Below are 16,383 nucleotides of genomic sequence, written 5' to 3' on the forward strand. Positions count from 1 at the left end.
CCCGTACGGCACGGCCCGCGACGCTCCCTCGCCGGACCACCGCATGTCCAGAGCCGCACACGTAACGGAGGATCAGCCTTGCCGGTCTTAGCAGGACGCATCAGAACAAGACGTGGACGCGTCCCCGCGGTCACCGCCACCCTCGCCTGTGTTCTTGTCGCGCCGGGGCTGGGCGGCTGCGCCGCGGAGCCCGACCCGGGCACTGTCACCGTGCTCAACTCGGCGACCGACACCGCCGAGCACACCGCCAACCAGCGGTTCTTCGACCGCTGCGGCAAGCCGCTCGGCCTGAAGGTCGAGCAGATCAGCGTGCCCGCCGACCAGATCGCCTCCAAGGCGCTTCGGATGGCGTCGTCCGACTCGCTCACCGACATCCTGGAGCTCGACGGCTCGGAGCTGCCCCAGTTCGCGCAGACCGAGGGCCTGCGGCCGCTCGACGAGGTCGGGGTCGACACCTCCGGCCTCTCCGCGAGCGCGAAGTCCCTCGGCTCGTACGACGACACCCAGTACGGCATCGCCCGTTCCGTCAACTCCCTCGCGCTGATCTACAACACCAAGCTCCTCAAGGAGGCGGGCGTCGCCCCGCCCACCACCTGGAAGGAGCTGCGGGCCGCCGCGAAGAAGCTGACCTCGGGTGACACGTACGGCATGGCCTTCAGCGCGAGCCCGAACGCGGACGGGGTCTACCAGTTCCTTCCGTTCTTCTGGTCCGCCGGCGGTGACGAGGCAAAGATCGACAACGGCAAGGGCGAGGCCGCGCTGCAGCTCTGGAAGGATCTGGTCGCGGACGGCTCCGCCTCCAGGTCCGTCGTCAACTGGAACCAGCAGGACGTCAACGACCAGTTCGTCGCGGGCCGCGCCGCCATGATGATCAACGGGCCGTGGCAGGTGCCGGTCCTCAGTGCCCAGAAGAACGTGGACTGGGCGGTCGCGAGCATTCCGGTGCCCGAGGCGGGCAAGCCGGCGGTGCCGCCCATCGGCGGCACCGTCATGGCCGTACCGGAGAACGACGAGGACCCGGCCCGCGAGAAGAACGCCGGCAAGGTCCTGAACTGCCTCAACTCCGAGAAGAACCAGCTTGAGTGGGGCACATCGGTCAACAACGTGCCCACCCGCGCCACGGCCGCACGGGCGTACGCGAAGCAGAACCCGAAGCTCGCCGCGTTCGCCGAGCTCGTCACCACCGCCCGCTCCCGTACGGCGAAGGTCGGCACCGGCTGGCCGGTCGTCGGCGACGCGCTCGCGGGCGCCTTCCAGTCCGTGCTGACGGGCCGGACCAGTCCGGAACAGGCCCTGCACCGGGCCCAGCAGCGGGCTTCGGCGGGGAAGTGAGGAACCGGCCATGACCACCGTCACCTCCCCGGCGCCCGCCACGGGCGGCGCCGAAGCGAAGCCCGCAGCCGGCCGCGCTCCGCTGCGCCGCGGGCTGCTGCGCTGGCTCTTCGTCGCCCCCGCGGTCGCCTACATGGCGCTCTTCTTCGGCTACCCGCTCGTCCGCAACATCGTCATGAGCTTCCAGCACTACACGCCGAAGACGTACTTCACCGGTGAGGCACCGTTCAACGGCCTCGACAACTGGCGGGCCGTCCTCGCCGACGAGCTGTTCACCGACGCCCTGTGGCACACGGCCCTGTTCACCGTCGGCTCGCTGCTCGGCCAGTTCGCCATCGGCCTGGCGCTCGCCGTCTTCTTCTCCCGGCGCTTCCGGCTCTCCGGCTTCGTGCGCGCCGTCCTGCTGCTGCCGTGGCTCGTGCCCATGGTCGTCTCCGCCGTCGTCTGGCGGCGCATCCTCGACCAGGACCACGGCATGCTGAACACCGCCCTCCACACGGTCGGCCTGGCCCCACAGGACGGCGTGCCGTGGCTGAGCAGCCCCGGCGTGGCACTGCTGTCGGCGATCCTGGTCAACATCTGGATCGGCATCCCGTTCAACATGGTCATCCTCTACGGCGGCCTCCAGGAGATCCCGCGCGACCTGTACGAGGCCGCGTCGCTCGACGGATCCGGCCCATGGCGGACGTTCCGCAGCATCACGCTGCCGATGCTGCGCCCGGTGATCACCGTCGTGCTCGTGCTGGGCTTCATGTCGACGGTGAAGATCCTCGACCTGATCCTGGCGCTGACCTCGGGCGGGCCCGCGGACTCCACGCAGACGCTGGGCACGGTCACGTACCAGCTCTCCTTCCTGCAGCTCGACTTCGGCCAGGGCGCCGTGGTGGGCAACGTCCTGATCCTCGTCAGCGCGGTCTTCGCCGTGCTGTACCTGCGGGCCAACCGCGCCGACTTCGGCAAGGGGAAGTGACCGACGATGAACCGACCGACGAAACGACCGACCGGCCTTCTGCGCGTTCGTTCGGTGTGGAACACCGCCGCCGCGCTGCTGATCCTCGCCGTGCTGCTCTTCCCCGTGTACTGGATGCTCAACACCGCCCTCCAGCCCGAGTCGAGCATCGCCGCCACCGAGTGGTTCCCCGTATCGCCGTCGCTGAAGAACTTCGACACGGCGATCAGCACCCAGGGCGGCTCGCTGCTCACCAGCTTCGTCGTCGCACTCGGCGCCGTCGTCGTCTGTCTCGCGCTCGCCGCGCCCGCCGCCTACGGGCTCGCCCAGTTCGGACTCCGCGGCGGGCAGGGCATCGTCTTCGCGACGCTCCTCACGCAGATGGTTCCGGGCATCGTCATCGCCAACGCCCTCTACAGCGCCTATGCGCAGCTCGACCTCGTCAACTCCTATCTGGGGCTGATCCTGGCGGACGCCTCGCTCGGCCTGCCGTTCGCGGTCGTACTGCTGCGGGCGTTCATGGTGTCGATCCCGGGCGAGGTCGTCGAGGCCGCGATGGTGGACGGAGCCAACCGCTTCACCGCGTTCGTGCGGATCGTGCTGCCCATGAGCCGCAACGCCCTGATCACGGCGGGACTGTTCACCTTCCTCTTCGCCTGGTCGGACTTCATGTTCGCGCTCACCCTCAACACCACGGACGACGTCAAGCCCATCACGCTCGGCATCTACCAGTTCGTCGGCGCACATGTCAGCGACTGGGGCGCGGTCATGGCGACCGCGGTGCTCTCCGCCGTACCGGCCGCGATCCTGCTCGTCGTGGCCCAGAAGTACATCGCCGCCGGGATCACCGGCGGGTCGGTCAAGTAGGCAGGTGCCTCCTGTGAGTTTCTCCGAGTCCGCCGAGTTCCCCGAGTTCCCCGCCGGCTTCTTCTTCGGTGCCGCCACTGCCAGTTACCAGATCGAGGGCGCGCACGACGAGGACGGCAGAGGCCCGTCCATCTGGGACACCTTCTGCCGCCAGCCCGGGCGCGTCGCGGACGGGGCCACCGGTGACGTCGCCTGCGACCACTACCACCGCTACCGCGAGGACATCGCGCTGCTGCGCGAGCTGGGCGTGGACAGCTACCGCTTCTCCGTCGCCTGGCCGCGTGTCCAGCCCGCCGGCTCCGGCCCCGCCAACGCGGCCGGGCTCGACTTCTACGACCGGCTCGTCGACGAGCTGCTGACCTCCGGCATCTCCCCCGCCGCCACCCTCTACCACTGGGACCTGCCTCAGGCCCTGGAGGACCGGGGCGGCTGGCGGGTGCGCGAGACGGCGGAGCGGTTCGCCGAGTACGCCGGAGTGGTCGCCGCCCGGCTCGGCGACCGGGTGGGCCGCTGGATCACGCTCAACGAGCCCTTCTGCAGCGCCTTCGTCGGCTACGCGGCGGGCACCCACGCCCCGGGCGCCCGCGAGGGACGCGGCGCGCTCGCCGCAGCACACCATCTGCTCGTCGGCCACGGGCTGGCCGCGCACGCGCTGCGCGCCGCGGGGGCACGGGAGGTCGGCATCACGCTCAACCCCGACCGGCTGCTGCCGGCCACGGACTCCCCCGCCGATCTGGCCGCCGTACGCCGCGTCGAGACGCTCCACAACGACGTGTGGTGCGAGCCGCTGTTCGCCGGGCGCTACCCGGAGCACGAAGCCGAGACCTGGGGCGAGCTGCTGCCCAGCGGAGACGGCTCGTACCGCCTCGACGGCGACCTCGATCTCATCGGAGCACCGCTCGACTTCGTCGGCATCAACTACTACCGGCCGATCACCGTCGCAGACGCCCCGTACCGCGACGCCGACCCGGCCACCCGCACCGCGGTCGACGTCCGGGCGGAGGAGACCTGGCGCGACGACGTCCGTCATACCACCATGGGCTGGCCCGTCGTCCCGCACACCTTCACGGATCTGCTGGTCGACCTGGCCGAGCGGTATCCCGCGCTGCCGCCGATCCTGATCACTGAGAACGGCTCGGCGGAGGCGGACGCCGTCGACGCCGACGGCCGGGTCCGCGACGTGGAGCGGATCGACTACCTCCACAGCCATCTGGACGCGCTCGCCGACGCCCTGCGCGCGGGCGTCGACGTGCGCGGTTACTACGTGTGGTCGCTGCTGGACAACTTCGAGTGGGCCCGCGGCTATGGCCAGCGCTTCGGCATCGTCCGGGTCGACTACGACACGCAAGTACGCACCCCCAAGGACAGCTACCGCTGGTACCAGCGGTTGATCGCCGCCCACCGCGCCCGCACCGCCCCTGGTAAGGACTCCTGATGAAGTTCACCGACGGTTACTGGATGATGCGCGAAGGCGTCCAGGTGTCGTACGCCGCCGAGGTCGCCGACGTCCGCGTCGACGGGGACCGGCAGATCGGCGAGTTGGTGTACGGGGTTCGGTGAACCTTCCCCCGTCCACGACGGAGTCGCTCCTTCGGCATGACGGCACAGCTGACGGCGTCCTGTTACGTTCGAAGACGCGCATTCAGCCCTTGACGGCGGAGCTGGCGACGCCTTGGACGAACCACCGCTGGAAGAAGGCGAAGACCACCAGGACGGGCAGGACGAGGAGGACGCCGAAGGCGAGGATCTGGCCCCAGTCCGGGGGCTCCTGGCCCTGGAAGACGCTCATCTCCAGCGGCAGCGGGCGCACCGAAGGGTCGGAGACCATGAGCACCGGCCACAGGAACGAGCCCCACTGGATGAGGAAGGTCAGGATCGCCACGGAGGCGAAGGCCGGCTTCGACATGGGGACGATGATCGCGAAGAACGTGCGCCACGGGCCCGCGCCGTCGATGCGGGCGGCTTCTTCGATGCTCGGCGGGATCGAGCGGAAGAACGTGTGGAACTGGTACACCGAGAAGGCGTTGGCGATGAACGGCAGCGCCAGGATGGGGAGGGTGTTGCGCTGGTCGTTGAACATGTAGAAGAGCGGCACCGCCACCGACTCGAACGGGACCAGCATCAGCAGCAGGATGAGGGTGAAGACGGCGTTCCGCCCCCGCCACTTCAGCCGGGACAGCCCGTAGGCGGCCATCGAGTTGACGAACAGACCGCCGGTGACGACGACGAATGCCAGCAGCAGTGAGACGCCCATGAAGCGCCAGAAGTAGCCGGTGCTGTCGGAGTTGAGGCTGTCGAGGACGGCGGAGTAGTTGTCGAAGGACAGGTGGGTGGGGAGGAAGCCGGACAGGCCGTTGAGGACCTCGTCGGACGGCTTGAGGCTGCCCAGGAACAGGTAGATCACGGGCAGCACGAAGACGAAGGCCAGCACGCCGAGTACGGCGTAGTCCAGGAAGCGGCGCAGGGGCGTAGGGGTGGTGCCCATGGGTCAGTCCTCGTTTCCGGGCCGGACGACGCGGCGCTGGATGAGCGTCAGGACGACGACGATCAGGAAGAAGACGACGGTGATCGCGGACGCCTGGCCGATGTTGTTCTGGTCGAAGGCGGTGGTGACGGCCTGGTACATCACCGTGCGGGTGGCGTCCTCGTCGAGGCCGCCGCCGCGGACGAGGACGTACACCTGGTCGAAGACCCGGAAGGACAGCACCGAGGTGAGCATCGCGACGAAGACGAGGGTGCCGTGGATGCCGGGCAGGGTGACATGGCGGAACTGCTGCCAGCGGGAGGCGCGGTCGAGTGCGGCGGCCTCGTAGAGCTCCCCCGGGATCTGCTGGAGGCCGGCCAGGAGGATGACCATCTGGAAGCCGACGCCCTGCCAGATCGACAGCACGATGAGCGAGGCCATCGCGGTGGCGCCGTCGCCGAGCCAGTCGAAGGCGCCCCAGTTGCCGAAACTCACCGCGTCCAGTGCGGAGTTGAGCATGCCCTGGTCGCTGCGGGCCAGGATGAGGCGCCAGATCACGGCGACCAGTGCCATGGGGAAGACGACCGGCATGAAGAACAGGGACCGGAAGAGGCCGATTGCCTTGAGCTTGCGGTTGAGCAGGATCGCCAGCCCGAGTGCCAGGGCCGTCTGCACCGGTACGACGACCACGGCGAAGGTCAGGTTGTTCAGCAGGGCCCGCAGGAACGGTCCGGACAGGTCCGGGTCGGTGAACAGCCGCCGGTACTGTTCCAGGCCGAAGAAGGTGGGCTCCAGCGGGGAGCCGAGGCGGACGTTGTAGAAGGAGAGCACCACGGCGTAGCCGAACGGCACACCGACGAAGACGATGAGTCCGACCACGGCCGGGGCGGACATGAGCAGCCCGTGCAGCCAGTCGTAATTCTTACGGCCCGGACGAGTTGATCGCATCGATCGCTTCGGACGCGCGGGCTTCACGGAGGTCACGGACGGGGCCTGCCCCGGGCCGGGCGGCGGCACGGCGGGCACGGGTTCCACGGATGTCACGGGAGGGTCCTGTTCCCGGCGGGGCGGGCGCGCGGTGTGCGGCCCGCCCCGGCCGATGGTCCTACGGAATCTTGTAGCCGGCGTTGTCGGAGAAGTCCCGGTCGATGGCGCGGGCGGCCTTCTCCAGGGCGCTCTTGGGGTCGGCGCCGCCGTAGACGGAGTTCAGGGCCTCGCTGAACTTCGCGGTGACGGTCGGGTAGCCGGCGGTCACCGGGCGGGTGACCGCGACGCAGGACTTGGTGATGTCGCTGTCACCGCAGGGCTTGGCGAGCTGGTCGGCGAAGAGCTGCAGCGGGCCGCCCTGCTGGTAGAGGCTGCTCTTGGCGAGCGCGGTCCTGGTGGCGGGCACCGCCCCGTTGGCGGTCGTCATGGCGGTGACGTTGGTGTCGTTCAGGAGGGTGTCCAGGAACGCGCCGGCGGCCTTGGCGTTCTTGGTGCCGGCGCCGATGCCCCAGGCCCAGGAGCCCTGGCCGGTCTTGGGGCCGTTGCCGAAGTCGGGCAGCGGAAGGACGACGAGGTCGTCGCCGAGGGCCTCGCTGTAGGCGGGGTACATCCAGTGGCCGACCCAGCTGAGCGCGACGCGGCCCTTGGCGAAGGCGTTGCCGTCGGTGTTGGGGTCGACGTAGGTCTTCCAGGACTGGAAGGTCTTCAGGGCAGAGGCCACGGCCGGGGTGTCGAGGGCACCTTCCGCCTTGCCGTCCTTGAGCAGGGAGCCTCCGGCGGACCAGACGATGGGAGCGAAGCCGTAGGTGCCCCACTCATTGGCGTAGCCGCCGGACTCCTGCAGGTCGACGGTCTTGCCGTCGGGGTCCTTGGCCTTCAGCGTCTTGAGCGCAGCGGTGAACTGCTCCGCCGTCCAGGCGTCGGACAGACCCTTGGGATACTTCACCCCGGCCGCGTCCAGCAGCTTCTTGTTGCCGTAGATGCCGAGGCCGGAGTCGAACATGCCCAGGCCGTAGTGCTTGCCGCCGACCTCGCCCTGCGCCTTGCTCGCGTCGGTGGCGTTGTCCATGGTCTTGGCGGAGACGTACGTGTCGATCGGGGCGAGCTTCTTGTTGTAGACGAAGTTCGCCATGGTCGGGCCGTCGAACTCCATCACGTCCGGCAGCTCGGCGGCGTCGGTGGCGGTGATGGTCTTGGTGTAGTCGTCCTCGGGTATCAGTTTCAGGTCGACCTTGATCTTGTTCTGCGAGGAGTTGAAGGACTTCACCGCGTTCTGCAGCGCACTGGCCTCGTTCTTCTGGCCCTGGTGGGCCCAGACGCTGATGGTGCCCTTGCCGCTCCCGGCTTCGGCGGAGGCATCGGTACCACCGCCCCCGCCACATGCGGCCAGCGCCAGCAAGGGGGCCAGGGCCAGGCCCGTACAGGCGGTGCGGCGGTACTTTCTGCTGGTCGAACTCATGGCTGTGCCTCCGTGCTGTGGCGAGGGTTCGAAGTGCGGGAGTGCTTCAGGTGGGTGGGCATGCTTCAGGTGTGCGGGAGTGCTTCAGGAGGGCGGGAGTGCTTCAGGTCGGTGGGGGTGTGGGGCTCGGGGAGTTACTGCGGTCCGCGCGGGCGCGGCGGCGCGGTGGTCTCGCGCAGCACGAGGCGGATGGGCATCTGCACCTGCTCGGCGGGAGGTTCGGCGTCCGGTTCCTCCAGCTGCCGCAGCAGCAGCCGGGCGGCCTCGGCGCCCTGCTCGGCGACCGGCTGGGCGACGGTGGTCAGCCCGACCACGTCGGCGAGTTCGTGGTCGTCGAAGCCGACCACGGACACGTCGTCCGGCACCTTCAGCCGGTGGCGGCGCAGGGCGCGCAGGGCGCCCATCGCCATCTCGTCGGACTGCGCGAACACGGCCGTCGGCGGACGCGAGACGGCCAGCAGGTCGGTCATCGCCCGCTCACCGCCCTCGACGGTGTAGTCACCGTCCGCCTCCAGAGCCGCATCGGCCTCGATCCCGGCGTCGGCCAGGACGTCGAGATATGCCTGTCTGCGCTCTATGGGAGTGGTCCAGTGCAGCGGACCACTGGCCCCCGAGATCATGCCGATACGGCGGTGGCCGAGGTTCACCAGATGCCGTACGGCGCTCTCGGTGCCGGCCCGGTCGTCGATGCCGACGACGGTGAAGCCGGGCCGGGTGCCGCCGACGGTGGTGGCCAGCGGCACCCCGAGTGAACGCAGCGCGGCGGTCTCCTCCTCGTCAGGGATGAGCAGCGACAGCACCGCGTCCACCCGCTTGCGGACCGGGAGCCTGGTGAAGAAACGCTTGCGTGTCTCCGGCGAACGCAGGTTGTACAGCAGTACGTCGTACCCGGCGGCACTGAACACCTGCTCGGCGGCGTCCAGCACGGTTCCGAAGAACCAGCGGCCCACGTACGGGACCACGACGCCGATGGTGAAGGTGCGCCCGCTGGCCAGGCTCGCCGCGGAACGTGAGGCTGTGTAGCCGAGTTGCGCGGCAACGGCCGTGATCTGCGCCCGCACCTCCTCGGAGACCCCCGGTCGGCCGCGCAGCGCGCGGGACACGGTGGACGCCGAGACTCCGGCGGCGCGGGCGACATCGGTGATGCTGGCCGTCACGACGCATTCCTCCCGTTGCTTTCACGTCGGTGTGATCTGTGGGTGACGTGACCGTAAACCCGACCACCTTGTTGCGCAAGCGTTTGCGTTCATATTTACTTGGGCCAGTTCTCGGGAGACCTTTTCGTTATCAAGTATCAGCGCACACGTTTGGGCGCTGTCGAGCCGACAGGAACTGTGCATGCGATACGCCCCGCCCGGCCTCTGCGTGAACGACTTCGCCCTCCTGCGCGACGACGACGGCACGTACGCGGTCCTGCACCTGCAGGGCCCCTGGACACCGGAGTTCGACCACCTGCGGATGGAGACCTCCTACGGCCGGGCTGCCTCCACCGACCTGGTCCGCTGGGAGCCACAGGGCACCGCCTTCGGCAACGGCCTGCCCGGCCGCTTCGACGAGCAGGCGGTGTGGACGATGCATCCGATCCGGCACGGCGACGGAATGGCCATGTTCTACACGGGCGTCCGCGGGCTCACACCGGGCGGCTGGCCGCTCCAGTCGGTCGGGCTGGCGTACTCCGACCGCACCGACGGCACCGCCTGGCGGCGCCATGGGACCGGCCCGGTCGTCGAGGCGGACCCGCGCTGGTACCGCACCGGTGAACGCATGGGCTGGCGCGACCCGTTCGTCGTACGCGACGACGAGTCGGACGGCTGGGTCATGGCCGTCTGCGCCAGCGACGCCTCCCTTCCGGTGGAGGTCAGCGGCTGCGTCGCCTGGGCCACCTCCGACGATCTGGAGCACTGGACCGTCCACCCACCGCTCCTCTCCCCCGGCGACGTCGACGAACTGGAGTGCCCGGTCCTGGAACGTCTCGACGACGGCTCCTGGCTGCTGCTCGGCTCCATCGGCGCCACCCGCGGCTTCGAGGCATGGACCGCGCCCCGTCTGCGCGGACCCTGGACCCGGCGCGGCCCTCTCGGCCCGACCGGCGCCTACGCTCCGCGCGTCATCGCCGGGCCCGACGGCTCCCGCGTCGTACTGCACACCACGCCTCGCCGGGTCGGCCTCAGCGACACCGGTGACCGCTGCCGCGGCATGCTCACCCAGCCGAAACTCCTGGTCACACCCGACGATGCGGCGCCCCGCCTGGAGTGGTGGCCCGGCCTGAACGCCTGGCTCGGCGAGGAGACGGACCGGCCCGCCCTGCACGCGGTCGGAGACATCGGCATATCGGGACGCGTCGAGGTCACGCTGCGCACCGACACCACGGACGGCGACCGCCCCGCCCTCGCGGTGGGCTGCGACGGCAAGAACCTCTGGGCCACCGGCCCCGACGGCGCCCGCCTCGGCGAGACGATCCTGAGCGAACCCGCCACCGCGCTGCGCATCCTCACCGTCGGCGAATACGTCGAGGTCTACGCCGACGGTGTGTTCGCCCTGACCACCATGTGCTACACCGGCCGCCCCGCCTCCTGGACGGCCGTCACCGATGGGCGCGAACGCACCATTGCCGTCCGCCCGATCCGGCTGCCCGACCCCCACCGCGACGACGCCTCGGCCATCTGGCCCGGCCCCTCCGCTGCCTGACGGGCGACAGCCCGCGCGCCCGCTGACCGGCACTCGGCAGGCCCCAGGAAAGGCCCAGCCATGAACGTCACCGCCACACCGCCGAGATCGCCAGCAGACGTCCACCCGATCGTCACCGAGACCTGGCTCGGCGGACCGGCCCGAACCGCTGTTCTTGCTCGCGGCTTCCCTCTCGGTCACGGCATCGGCGGCTGCCGGCGGCACGGCGTCGCGGGCAGGGCCGTCAGATTCACCCCAGCCCCGGCAGGCTGCGCAACTCCTGGATCCGCAGGAGTCGCGCAAGGAGCAGGAACAGCAGGACCATCGCGGTGCCGCCCGCGGCGAGGGAAAGGGCGGGCGTCCAGGAAACCGATGTCAGGCTCTGGCCGCAGGAGCGGGCGATGAGCCACCCGGCAGCCCCGGCGGCGGTGGCGGCCGCGGTGAGTTTCGCGTAGGTGCGACAGATCCGCCGGCCGTCGAGGAGCCCCTCCGTGCGTCGCCGCAGGCGCAAGGCGGTCAGGAGCAGGCCGACCGCGTAGGACAGAGCGTAGGCGGCGGCCATCCCCGTGACCGCCCAGCGCGGGGCCAGCAGGAAGTGGCAGGCCGTGGCGAGCGCGATGTTGATGCTGCTGATCCACAGCGCCATGCGGAAAGGCGTGCGGGTGTCCGAAGATTGACGATTTCCCGGGCGCCGTACGACGACGTCGTCAGTCGGGCCCACGAACCATCGCGGAAGGAGATCTTGAAGTCGGACTCGGCCGCGCTGAATGGTTTGATCTCCGCGCCGACGATGTCCTCCCGGGGCACTGACCAGAGGACGGCCTCGGATCCCGGAACCTTCTCGCCGCCGCCCCATGAAACGAACCGACTGCCACGCGCCGTGTCCTCGTACGACAGGATGCGCACCAGCCCTTCCGACTCCGCCAGTTCGATCTCGGTCACCATCCGCCAGGGGCGCCGGGAGGGATCGAGCTGCCAGGGCAGCGTACGAGCCGTCTCGCCCACGCCCGCCCACATGACGGGGAAATCGTCGACCTCGTTCTCACGCTCCTGCAGCTTCCCCCGCTTCTCGGGCGACGCGGGACTGCCCAGGGCGTCGGCGATGATGGAGAGCGGCAGCATCAGGAGCCCGGTGACGACGGTTTGGACGTGGCGGCCGAGCTTGCCGAAGAACCCCCGCACCGCGAAGGTCCGGCCGGGAGGCCAGCCGGGCAGATCGGGCTCGATGTCGTTGCGCTCGTGGTCGCGGAACGAGCGCCGCTTCGCCACCGAGGCGGCGGTACCACTCGCGAACTCGACCCGGTAGCGCTCCGGTTCCTCGTGCATGACCTTCCTTCCCCGCCAGTCCGGCGGGGTCCACTATGCCAAGTGAGGCGGGCTGGTTGTGTTCCCATCCTGTGTCGTTGTCGCGGAGGGCCGTGCGTGGCGTGATCCCTGGCGAGGGGCGTGCCCGGAGTGAGCCGGACAGCCGCCAGGCCGTCCGGGACAGTCCGGAACGCGCAGGTCCCGGGGGTGCTCGGTGTCCGGGACACCTGTGAGGCCGTTGGTGTGTTGCGGCCGACCGGGCAGATGGTCACCATCGGGCTGCGACGTCGCAGCGACTCCCCCGCCCCGCACACTCACGAGAGGCCACGAGATGAGGCAGCACTGTCCGCCCCGCCCCGACGACGTTTGCGACCCCCGGTCCTTCGTCGACCGCATGCGCGCGCTCAAAGCGTGGTCCGGGCTGACGTACCGGGAGATCGCGGCTCGCGCGCACCGGAACGGCGACACGTTGCCGCCCAGCACGCTCGCGACCGTGCTGGGACGCACAACTCTGCCCCGGGAGGACGTGGTACGGGCGTTCGTACAGGTCTGTGGAGGCGAGGACGAGACGGACGCCTGGTTACGGGCGCGCAGCGGTATCGCCCGGGCCGCCTGGATGCCGGCGGCCGGTCCGGGCGGCGCGCCAGGGCCGGCTCTGAACGACGGGGAGGGCGCCGGCGGACGTCACCAGTTGGCCGACGCCGTCGTCGCGGCGGTGTTCGCCGCCGGTTGCCTGACCTCCTGGTGGTGCGGCAAACGGCTCGGCAGCAGGGCCATACGGCGAGGCCACGGCCAGGGCACCCACTGAACAATCTCCGGAGCGGGATTACCGTCGGTGCGTGCCCTCATGCCGGGGCAGGGACCGCGTCACCACCCCGCGCACGTCGTCCAGCGGGAAGAAGCCCAACTGGCGCGAGTCCACGCTGGCGGCGGCGTTGTCGCCGAGGAGCACCACACGGCCGGGAGGTACCCGCCCCTCATGGCCGTCCGCGAGGGGGAGGACCAACCCCGGCGGCACCGGCTCCCCCGGCACCGCCGCCACCCTCTTCACGATCAGCGGGCTGTGCCGGTCCTCCCGCCAGACCGCCGGTGACCGGGGTCGCAGCACCACCACGACCTGCCCTCGGCGCACCGTGCGCGTACGACGCACCAGCAGCCGGTCGCCGTGGTGGTGCGTGGGGGTCATGCTCGTCCCGCGGACGGTGACGACGAGCAGACGGCGGGTGGCGCCCGCCCCGCAGGCAGCGAGGACGGCCAGTGCCACCGCCGGAACCCAGAGGTCCCTCCCGCCGGTCACGGTGACACCTCCGTCAGCGCTGCCCCCTCGGACGGCCCGGGGGCGTCGGGCAGATAGCCCGTGGCCTGGAGTGCGAAGAGCCGCGCGTACTCGCCGCCGACCGCCAGCAGCCGTGCGTGGTCGCCGCGCTCGACGACGCGCCCGCCGGAGAGGACGACGATGACGTCGGCATCGCGCAGCGAGCCCATCCGGTGGGAGATCAGGACGCTGGTCCGGCCGCGCCGGTGCCGCGCGATCGAGGTGTGGATCTCGTACTCGGCCTCGGCGTCCAGTCGAGCCGAGGGTTCGTCGAGGATCATCAGGTCCCGCGTGCCCCGCAGGAAGGCCCGTGCCAGGGCCAGACGCTGGCTCTGGCCGCCGGACAGCAGCACACCCGACTCGGGGTCGTCCCTGTCTTCCTCCGCGAAGAACGTCCTTGTCAGCGGTGTCTGATAGCCCTTCGGCAGTGTGTCGAGGGTGTCGTGCGCCCCGGCCTGCCGGGCGGCCGACACGATCTGCTTCTCGTCGTCGAGCGCGTCCAGGTCGCCCAGCGCGATGTTCTCGGCCGCCGTCAGGTCGTACTGCACGAAGTCCTGGAACACCGCGGTGATCCGGTCGCGCAGCTGCGCCGGATCGACCTCGCGCAGGTCGACGCCGTCCCACAGGATGGCGCCGCGGGTGGGATCGTAGAAGCGGCAGAGCAGTTTGACCAGCGTCGTCTTGCCCGACCCGTTGAGGCCTACCAGGGCCGTCGAACTGCCGTGGGGAATGGTCAGGTTGACGCCCTTGAGGACCCACGGGTGCCGCTCCGAGTACCGGAACCACACGTCGCGCAGCTCGATGCCCCGGCGCAGGGCGGGCAGCGGCCGGGGGTTCGGCGTGAGCGGCAGGTCCGGCGGGGCCTCGATCACGTACCGGTAGTGGCTGAAGATCAGTAGCGACTCGGCGGCACGGGCCGCCTCGTGCGCCAGTGCGGCGAACGCGGACTGGGTCCCGGCGATGGCGGCGACGAGGAGCGTGACGTCTCCCGCCGACAACTCGCCCCGGTACGTTCCGCGCACCGCCCACAGCAGGCTTCCGCCCGTCATCAGCGAGGCGAGCAGGCCGAGGCCCGACTGCACGGCGACCTCGCGCCGGTCCACGGCCCGGCGGGCCGCGTCGGCCGTCCGCCGCTCGGCGAGCATCCGGTCCCGCAGGAAGCCGCCGATGGCGAAGAGGCGCACCTCCTTGGCCGCCTCGGCGTCCGCCAGGAGACCGCCGTAGAACCACTCCCGCCGCTCCCTCGCCCCGACTCGCCAGGCAACGCCCGCCCGCCTGCGTGAAAGGGCGATCTCCGCGCAGAGCGTCGGCACACCGGCGGCGGCCACCAGGACGGTCAGGACCGGGTTCAGCACCAGCAGGGAACCCAGGAAGCCGGTGACCGTGATCGCTGACCGTGCCAGGCCGAGTGCCGCGTTCATCACCTGCGCGGGGACACGGCCACCACCCTGCCGGGCCAGTCGCAGCCGGTCCAGGAAGTCCGGGTCCTCGAAGCGGCTCAGGCCGGGGAAGCCCGCCGCCTTGGTGAAGAGCCGGGCGTCGGCGCGGAGCGCGCTACGCCGGTCCACCTCCGCGGACAGGTAGCGGCACACGTGCGGCAGCAGGGCGGCGACGGTGCCGACGGCCGTGAGGCCGAGCGCCGGGGCGAGCAGCGCGCCCATCCCCGCGTCCGATCCGAGGTTGTCCAGCACCGACTTGGTCAGCCACGCCGTGGCGACCGTCAGCAGACCGGCGGCCAGGCTCAGCACGCTGTAGAGCACGCAGGCGACCGGAGCGGCCCCGGCCGCCAGGGAGGCGGCCAGCAGCAGCCCGCTCCTGCGCGCGAAAACGGACCCGGACACGGACCGGTTCATCGCGGGGACGCCTCCCGCGTCAAGTCGACCAAGTCGCCGGTGACGACGGTACGGTCGCGGTCCGAGCCGACGCGCAGTGTGGTGGGAAACGCGTCCACGCGCAGGGCCGCGCACACCGGCCCGCCCCTCGGCTCCACGACCACCCGGGCCACCGGGTTCAGCTCGCGGACGAAACGCTCGCACTCCTCCGGTTCGCCGACGACGACGGCGAGCGTCCCGTCCCGGCCGCCGGGCTCGGCGGCCGCGTACGCGACGAGTTCGGCCAGCTTCGCCCGGCAGGGCTCACAGTTCGGGGAGAGGAAGGCGATCAGTGCCCCGTCCGGCAGCGAGGACCGGCCGACCGGTGCGCCGTCCACGGCCACGGCCGTGAAGGGGGGCAGTTCCTCTCCGGGGCGCAGCGGCGTCATCCCCCTGCCCGGCGGCCTCGCGGGCCCGGCCGGGCCGTACTCCCGCAGCTTCTTGATCACTCCGATGGTGAGCAGCAGGTCCAGTACACACAGGATGCCGACGAGCACCACTGCCGCGGTCAGAGCAGCCATCCAGCACCTCTCGGTCACTCGGTCGTGGAAGGGGCAGCGGGGCGGAACAGACTCACCAGGTCGTCCAGCACGGTGACCAGGCCGCCGGCGACCGCACCGGCGCACCACGCCACCGTGGCCGTCCCGGGGTCCGATCCACCGGCCGGGCCGGTCACCACCGCCGCCGCACCCGTCCCGGCGACGGACGCCAGCAATCCGTTCCGTACGACGTGCGCTCGCCTCAGCGGCGCGCCCGCGCGGCCGAAGCACCGGCAGCGCACGGTGGTTCCCCTGCCCACCGACCGGGCGATGACCACGGCGAACACCGCGAGAAGCGCGGCGGCCGCCAGCAGACCCGCCAGTGTCGCCGGGGTGTACGGCAGGATCAGCGCGAGGCAGACGGCACCTTCCGCGGCGACCACCGCGAGGGCGACGGCCCGCACGGCCGGCCCGGACACCGCGGCGAGGGGCCGCAACGAGTCGGCGAAGGCGGAGAACGCCCCGGCCTTGCCGACCTTGCCGACCAGGGCGATGAGGAACACGGCGGTCAGCAGTCCGCGCACGCCGTGAGTGAAGTAGTTCATTGCCGCCTCTCTCAGGGCGGGGCCCCGTCCGGCCGGGGCCCCGTCGTCCCCAGGAGGGAGGGCACACCCAGCGGTACGCCCTC

At 70.7% G+C, this 16,383-nt stretch carries 17 protein-coding genes; 7 read left to right on the forward strand and 10 right to left on the reverse strand.

The features are described from left to right. Positions 1-78: 78 nt before the first annotated feature. Genes AC07F0_RS27200 through AC07F0_RS27220 form a run of 5 tightly spaced genes read left to right on the forward strand, consistent with a single transcriptional unit; the run spans position 79 to position 4,708 of the window. Positions 79-1,332 (forward strand): ABC transporter substrate-binding protein, encoded by a 1,254-nt coding sequence (locus tag AC07F0_RS27200; RefSeq protein ID WP_478982656.1) that lies wholly within the window; start codon positions 79-81, stop codon positions 1,330-1,332. A gap of 10 nt (positions 1,333-1,342) precedes the next feature. Continuing rightward, the gene (locus tag AC07F0_RS27205; RefSeq protein ID WP_478982658.1) at positions 1,343-2,302 is read left to right on the forward strand and encodes a carbohydrate ABC transporter permease; all 960 of its coding nucleotides are present in this window, start codon (positions 1,343-1,345) and stop codon (positions 2,300-2,302) included. 6 nt (positions 2,303-2,308) lie between these two features. Next, positions 2,309-3,148: a carbohydrate ABC transporter permease gene (locus AC07F0_RS27210; protein WP_478982660.1), complete on the forward strand. Its 840-nt coding sequence runs from the start codon at positions 2,309-2,311 to the stop codon at positions 3,146-3,148. A gap of 13 nt (positions 3,149-3,161) precedes the next feature. Beyond that, positions 3,162-4,583 (forward strand): GH1 family beta-glucosidase, encoded by a 1,422-nt coding sequence (locus AC07F0_RS27215; RefSeq protein WP_478982662.1) that lies wholly within the window; start codon positions 3,162-3,164, stop codon positions 4,581-4,583. Continuing rightward, positions 4,583-4,708, forward strand: coding sequence for a hypothetical protein (locus AC07F0_RS27220; RefSeq protein WP_478982838.1), 126 nt, complete (start codon positions 4,583-4,585; stop codon positions 4,706-4,708). The genes AC07F0_RS27215 and AC07F0_RS27220 overlap by 1 nt, the downstream gene beginning before the upstream one ends. 82 nt (positions 4,709-4,790) lie before the next feature. Here the strand turns inward: AC07F0_RS27220 and AC07F0_RS27225 are convergent, their stop codons facing one another. The 4 genes from AC07F0_RS27225 to AC07F0_RS27240 all read right to left on the reverse strand — a co-directional run bounded on the left by AC07F0_RS27225 (position 4,791) and on the right by AC07F0_RS27240 (position 9,215). Next, positions 4,791-5,633 (reverse strand): carbohydrate ABC transporter permease, encoded by an 843-nt coding sequence (locus AC07F0_RS27225; protein ID WP_478982664.1) that lies wholly within the window; start codon positions 5,631-5,633, stop codon positions 4,791-4,793. A gap of 3 nt (positions 5,634-5,636) precedes the next feature. After that, on the reverse strand, positions 5,637-6,656 hold the full coding sequence (locus tag AC07F0_RS27230; RefSeq protein WP_478982666.1) for a carbohydrate ABC transporter permease: 1,020 nt from the start codon (positions 6,654-6,656) through the stop codon (positions 5,637-5,639). A 61-nt stretch (positions 6,657-6,717) separates the two neighbouring features. Beyond that, positions 6,718-8,058, reverse strand: coding sequence for an ABC transporter substrate-binding protein (locus AC07F0_RS27235; protein ID WP_478982668.1), 1,341 nt, complete (start codon positions 8,056-8,058; stop codon positions 6,718-6,720). Positions 8,059-8,192: 134 nt separating this feature from the next. Continuing rightward, a complete protein-coding gene (locus tag AC07F0_RS27240) occupies positions 8,193-9,215 on the reverse strand; it encodes a LacI family DNA-binding transcriptional regulator (protein WP_478982671.1) in 1,023 nt (340 codons plus the stop codon). A gap of 181 nt (positions 9,216-9,396) precedes the next feature. Here AC07F0_RS27240 and AC07F0_RS27245 point away from each other — a divergent pair, with 181 nt between their 5' ends. After that, a complete protein-coding gene (locus AC07F0_RS27245) occupies positions 9,397-10,746 on the forward strand; it encodes a glycoside hydrolase family protein (protein WP_478982672.1) in 1,350 nt (449 codons plus the stop codon). Between the two features lie 229 nt (positions 10,747-10,975). Here the strand turns inward: AC07F0_RS27245 and AC07F0_RS27250 are convergent, their stop codons facing one another. After that, a complete protein-coding gene (locus AC07F0_RS27250) occupies positions 10,976-11,359 on the reverse strand; it encodes a hypothetical protein (RefSeq protein WP_478982828.1) in 384 nt (127 codons plus the stop codon). Next, positions 11,242-12,051: a hypothetical protein gene (locus tag AC07F0_RS27255; RefSeq protein WP_478982839.1), complete on the reverse strand. Its 810-nt coding sequence runs from the start codon at positions 12,049-12,051 to the stop codon at positions 11,242-11,244. The genes AC07F0_RS27250 and AC07F0_RS27255 overlap by 118 nt, the downstream gene beginning before the upstream one ends. Before the next feature lie 373 nt (positions 12,052-12,424). On the opposite strand from AC07F0_RS27255, the gene AC07F0_RS27260 reads away from it, so the two are divergent. After that, on the forward strand, positions 12,425-12,838 hold the full coding sequence (locus AC07F0_RS27260) for a helix-turn-helix domain-containing protein (RefSeq protein WP_478982674.1): 414 nt from the start codon (positions 12,425-12,427) through the stop codon (positions 12,836-12,838). Positions 12,839-12,856: 18 nt separating this feature from the next. Here AC07F0_RS27260 and AC07F0_RS27265 read toward each other — a convergent pair whose 3' ends face one another. The 4 genes from AC07F0_RS27265 to AC07F0_RS27280 are packed head-to-tail and all read right to left on the reverse strand — an operon-like array spanning position 12,857 to position 16,300. Next, positions 12,857-13,327: a S26 family signal peptidase gene (locus AC07F0_RS27265; protein ID WP_478982676.1), complete on the reverse strand. Its 471-nt coding sequence runs from the start codon at positions 13,325-13,327 to the stop codon at positions 12,857-12,859. Beyond that, positions 13,324-15,186 (reverse strand): ABC transporter ATP-binding protein, encoded by a 1,863-nt coding sequence (locus tag AC07F0_RS27270; RefSeq protein WP_478982678.1) that lies wholly within the window; start codon positions 15,184-15,186, stop codon positions 13,324-13,326. The genes AC07F0_RS27265 and AC07F0_RS27270 overlap by 4 nt, the downstream gene beginning before the upstream one ends. An 8-nt stretch (positions 15,187-15,194) precedes the next feature. Then, positions 15,195-15,737, reverse strand: coding sequence for a TlpA family protein disulfide reductase (locus AC07F0_RS27275; RefSeq protein ID WP_478982680.1), 543 nt, complete (start codon positions 15,735-15,737; stop codon positions 15,195-15,197). A gap of 14 nt (positions 15,738-15,751) precedes the next feature. Next, entirely contained in the window at positions 15,752-16,300 is a 549-nt protein-coding gene (locus tag AC07F0_RS27280) for a MauE/DoxX family redox-associated membrane protein (protein WP_478982682.1), read from the reverse strand. Positions 16,301-16,383: the final 83 nt, after the last annotated feature.

Source organism: Streptomyces sp. NPDC045955, assembly GCF_056430805.1.

Bases quoted from the DNA above. Each gene is read 5' to 3' on its own strand.
- AC07F0_RS27245 (WP_478982672.1), top strand. From the start codon at position 9,397: ATGCGATACGCCCCGCCCGGCCTCTGCGTGAACGACTTCGCCCTCCTG.
- AC07F0_RS27275 (WP_478982680.1), bottom strand. From the start codon at position 15,737: ATGGCTGCTCTGACCGCGGCAGTGGTGCTCGTCGGCATCCTGTGTGTA.
- AC07F0_RS27225 (WP_478982664.1), bottom strand. From the start codon at position 5,633: ATGGGCACCACCCCTACGCCCCTGCGCCGCTTCCTGGACTACGCCGTA.
- AC07F0_RS27260 (WP_478982674.1), top strand. From the start codon at position 12,425: ATGCGCGCGCTCAAAGCGTGGTCCGGGCTGACGTACCGGGAGATCGCG.
- AC07F0_RS27280 (WP_478982682.1), bottom strand. From the start codon at position 16,300: ATGAACTACTTCACTCACGGCGTGCGCGGACTGCTGACCGCCGTGTTC.
- AC07F0_RS27255 (WP_478982839.1), bottom strand. From the start codon at position 12,051: ATGCACGAGGAACCGGAGCGCTACCGGGTCGAGTTCGCGAGTGGTACC.
- AC07F0_RS27220 (WP_478982838.1), top strand. From the start codon at position 4,583: ATGAAGTTCACCGACGGTTACTGGATGATGCGCGAAGGCGTCCAGGTG.
- AC07F0_RS27210 (WP_478982660.1), top strand. From the start codon at position 2,309: ATGAACCGACCGACGAAACGACCGACCGGCCTTCTGCGCGTTCGTTCG.
- AC07F0_RS27205 (WP_478982658.1), top strand. From the start codon at position 1,343: ATGACCACCGTCACCTCCCCGGCGCCCGCCACGGGCGGCGCCGAAGCG.
- AC07F0_RS27235 (WP_478982668.1), bottom strand. From the start codon at position 8,058: ATGAGTTCGACCAGCAGAAAGTACCGCCGCACCGCCTGTACGGGCCTG.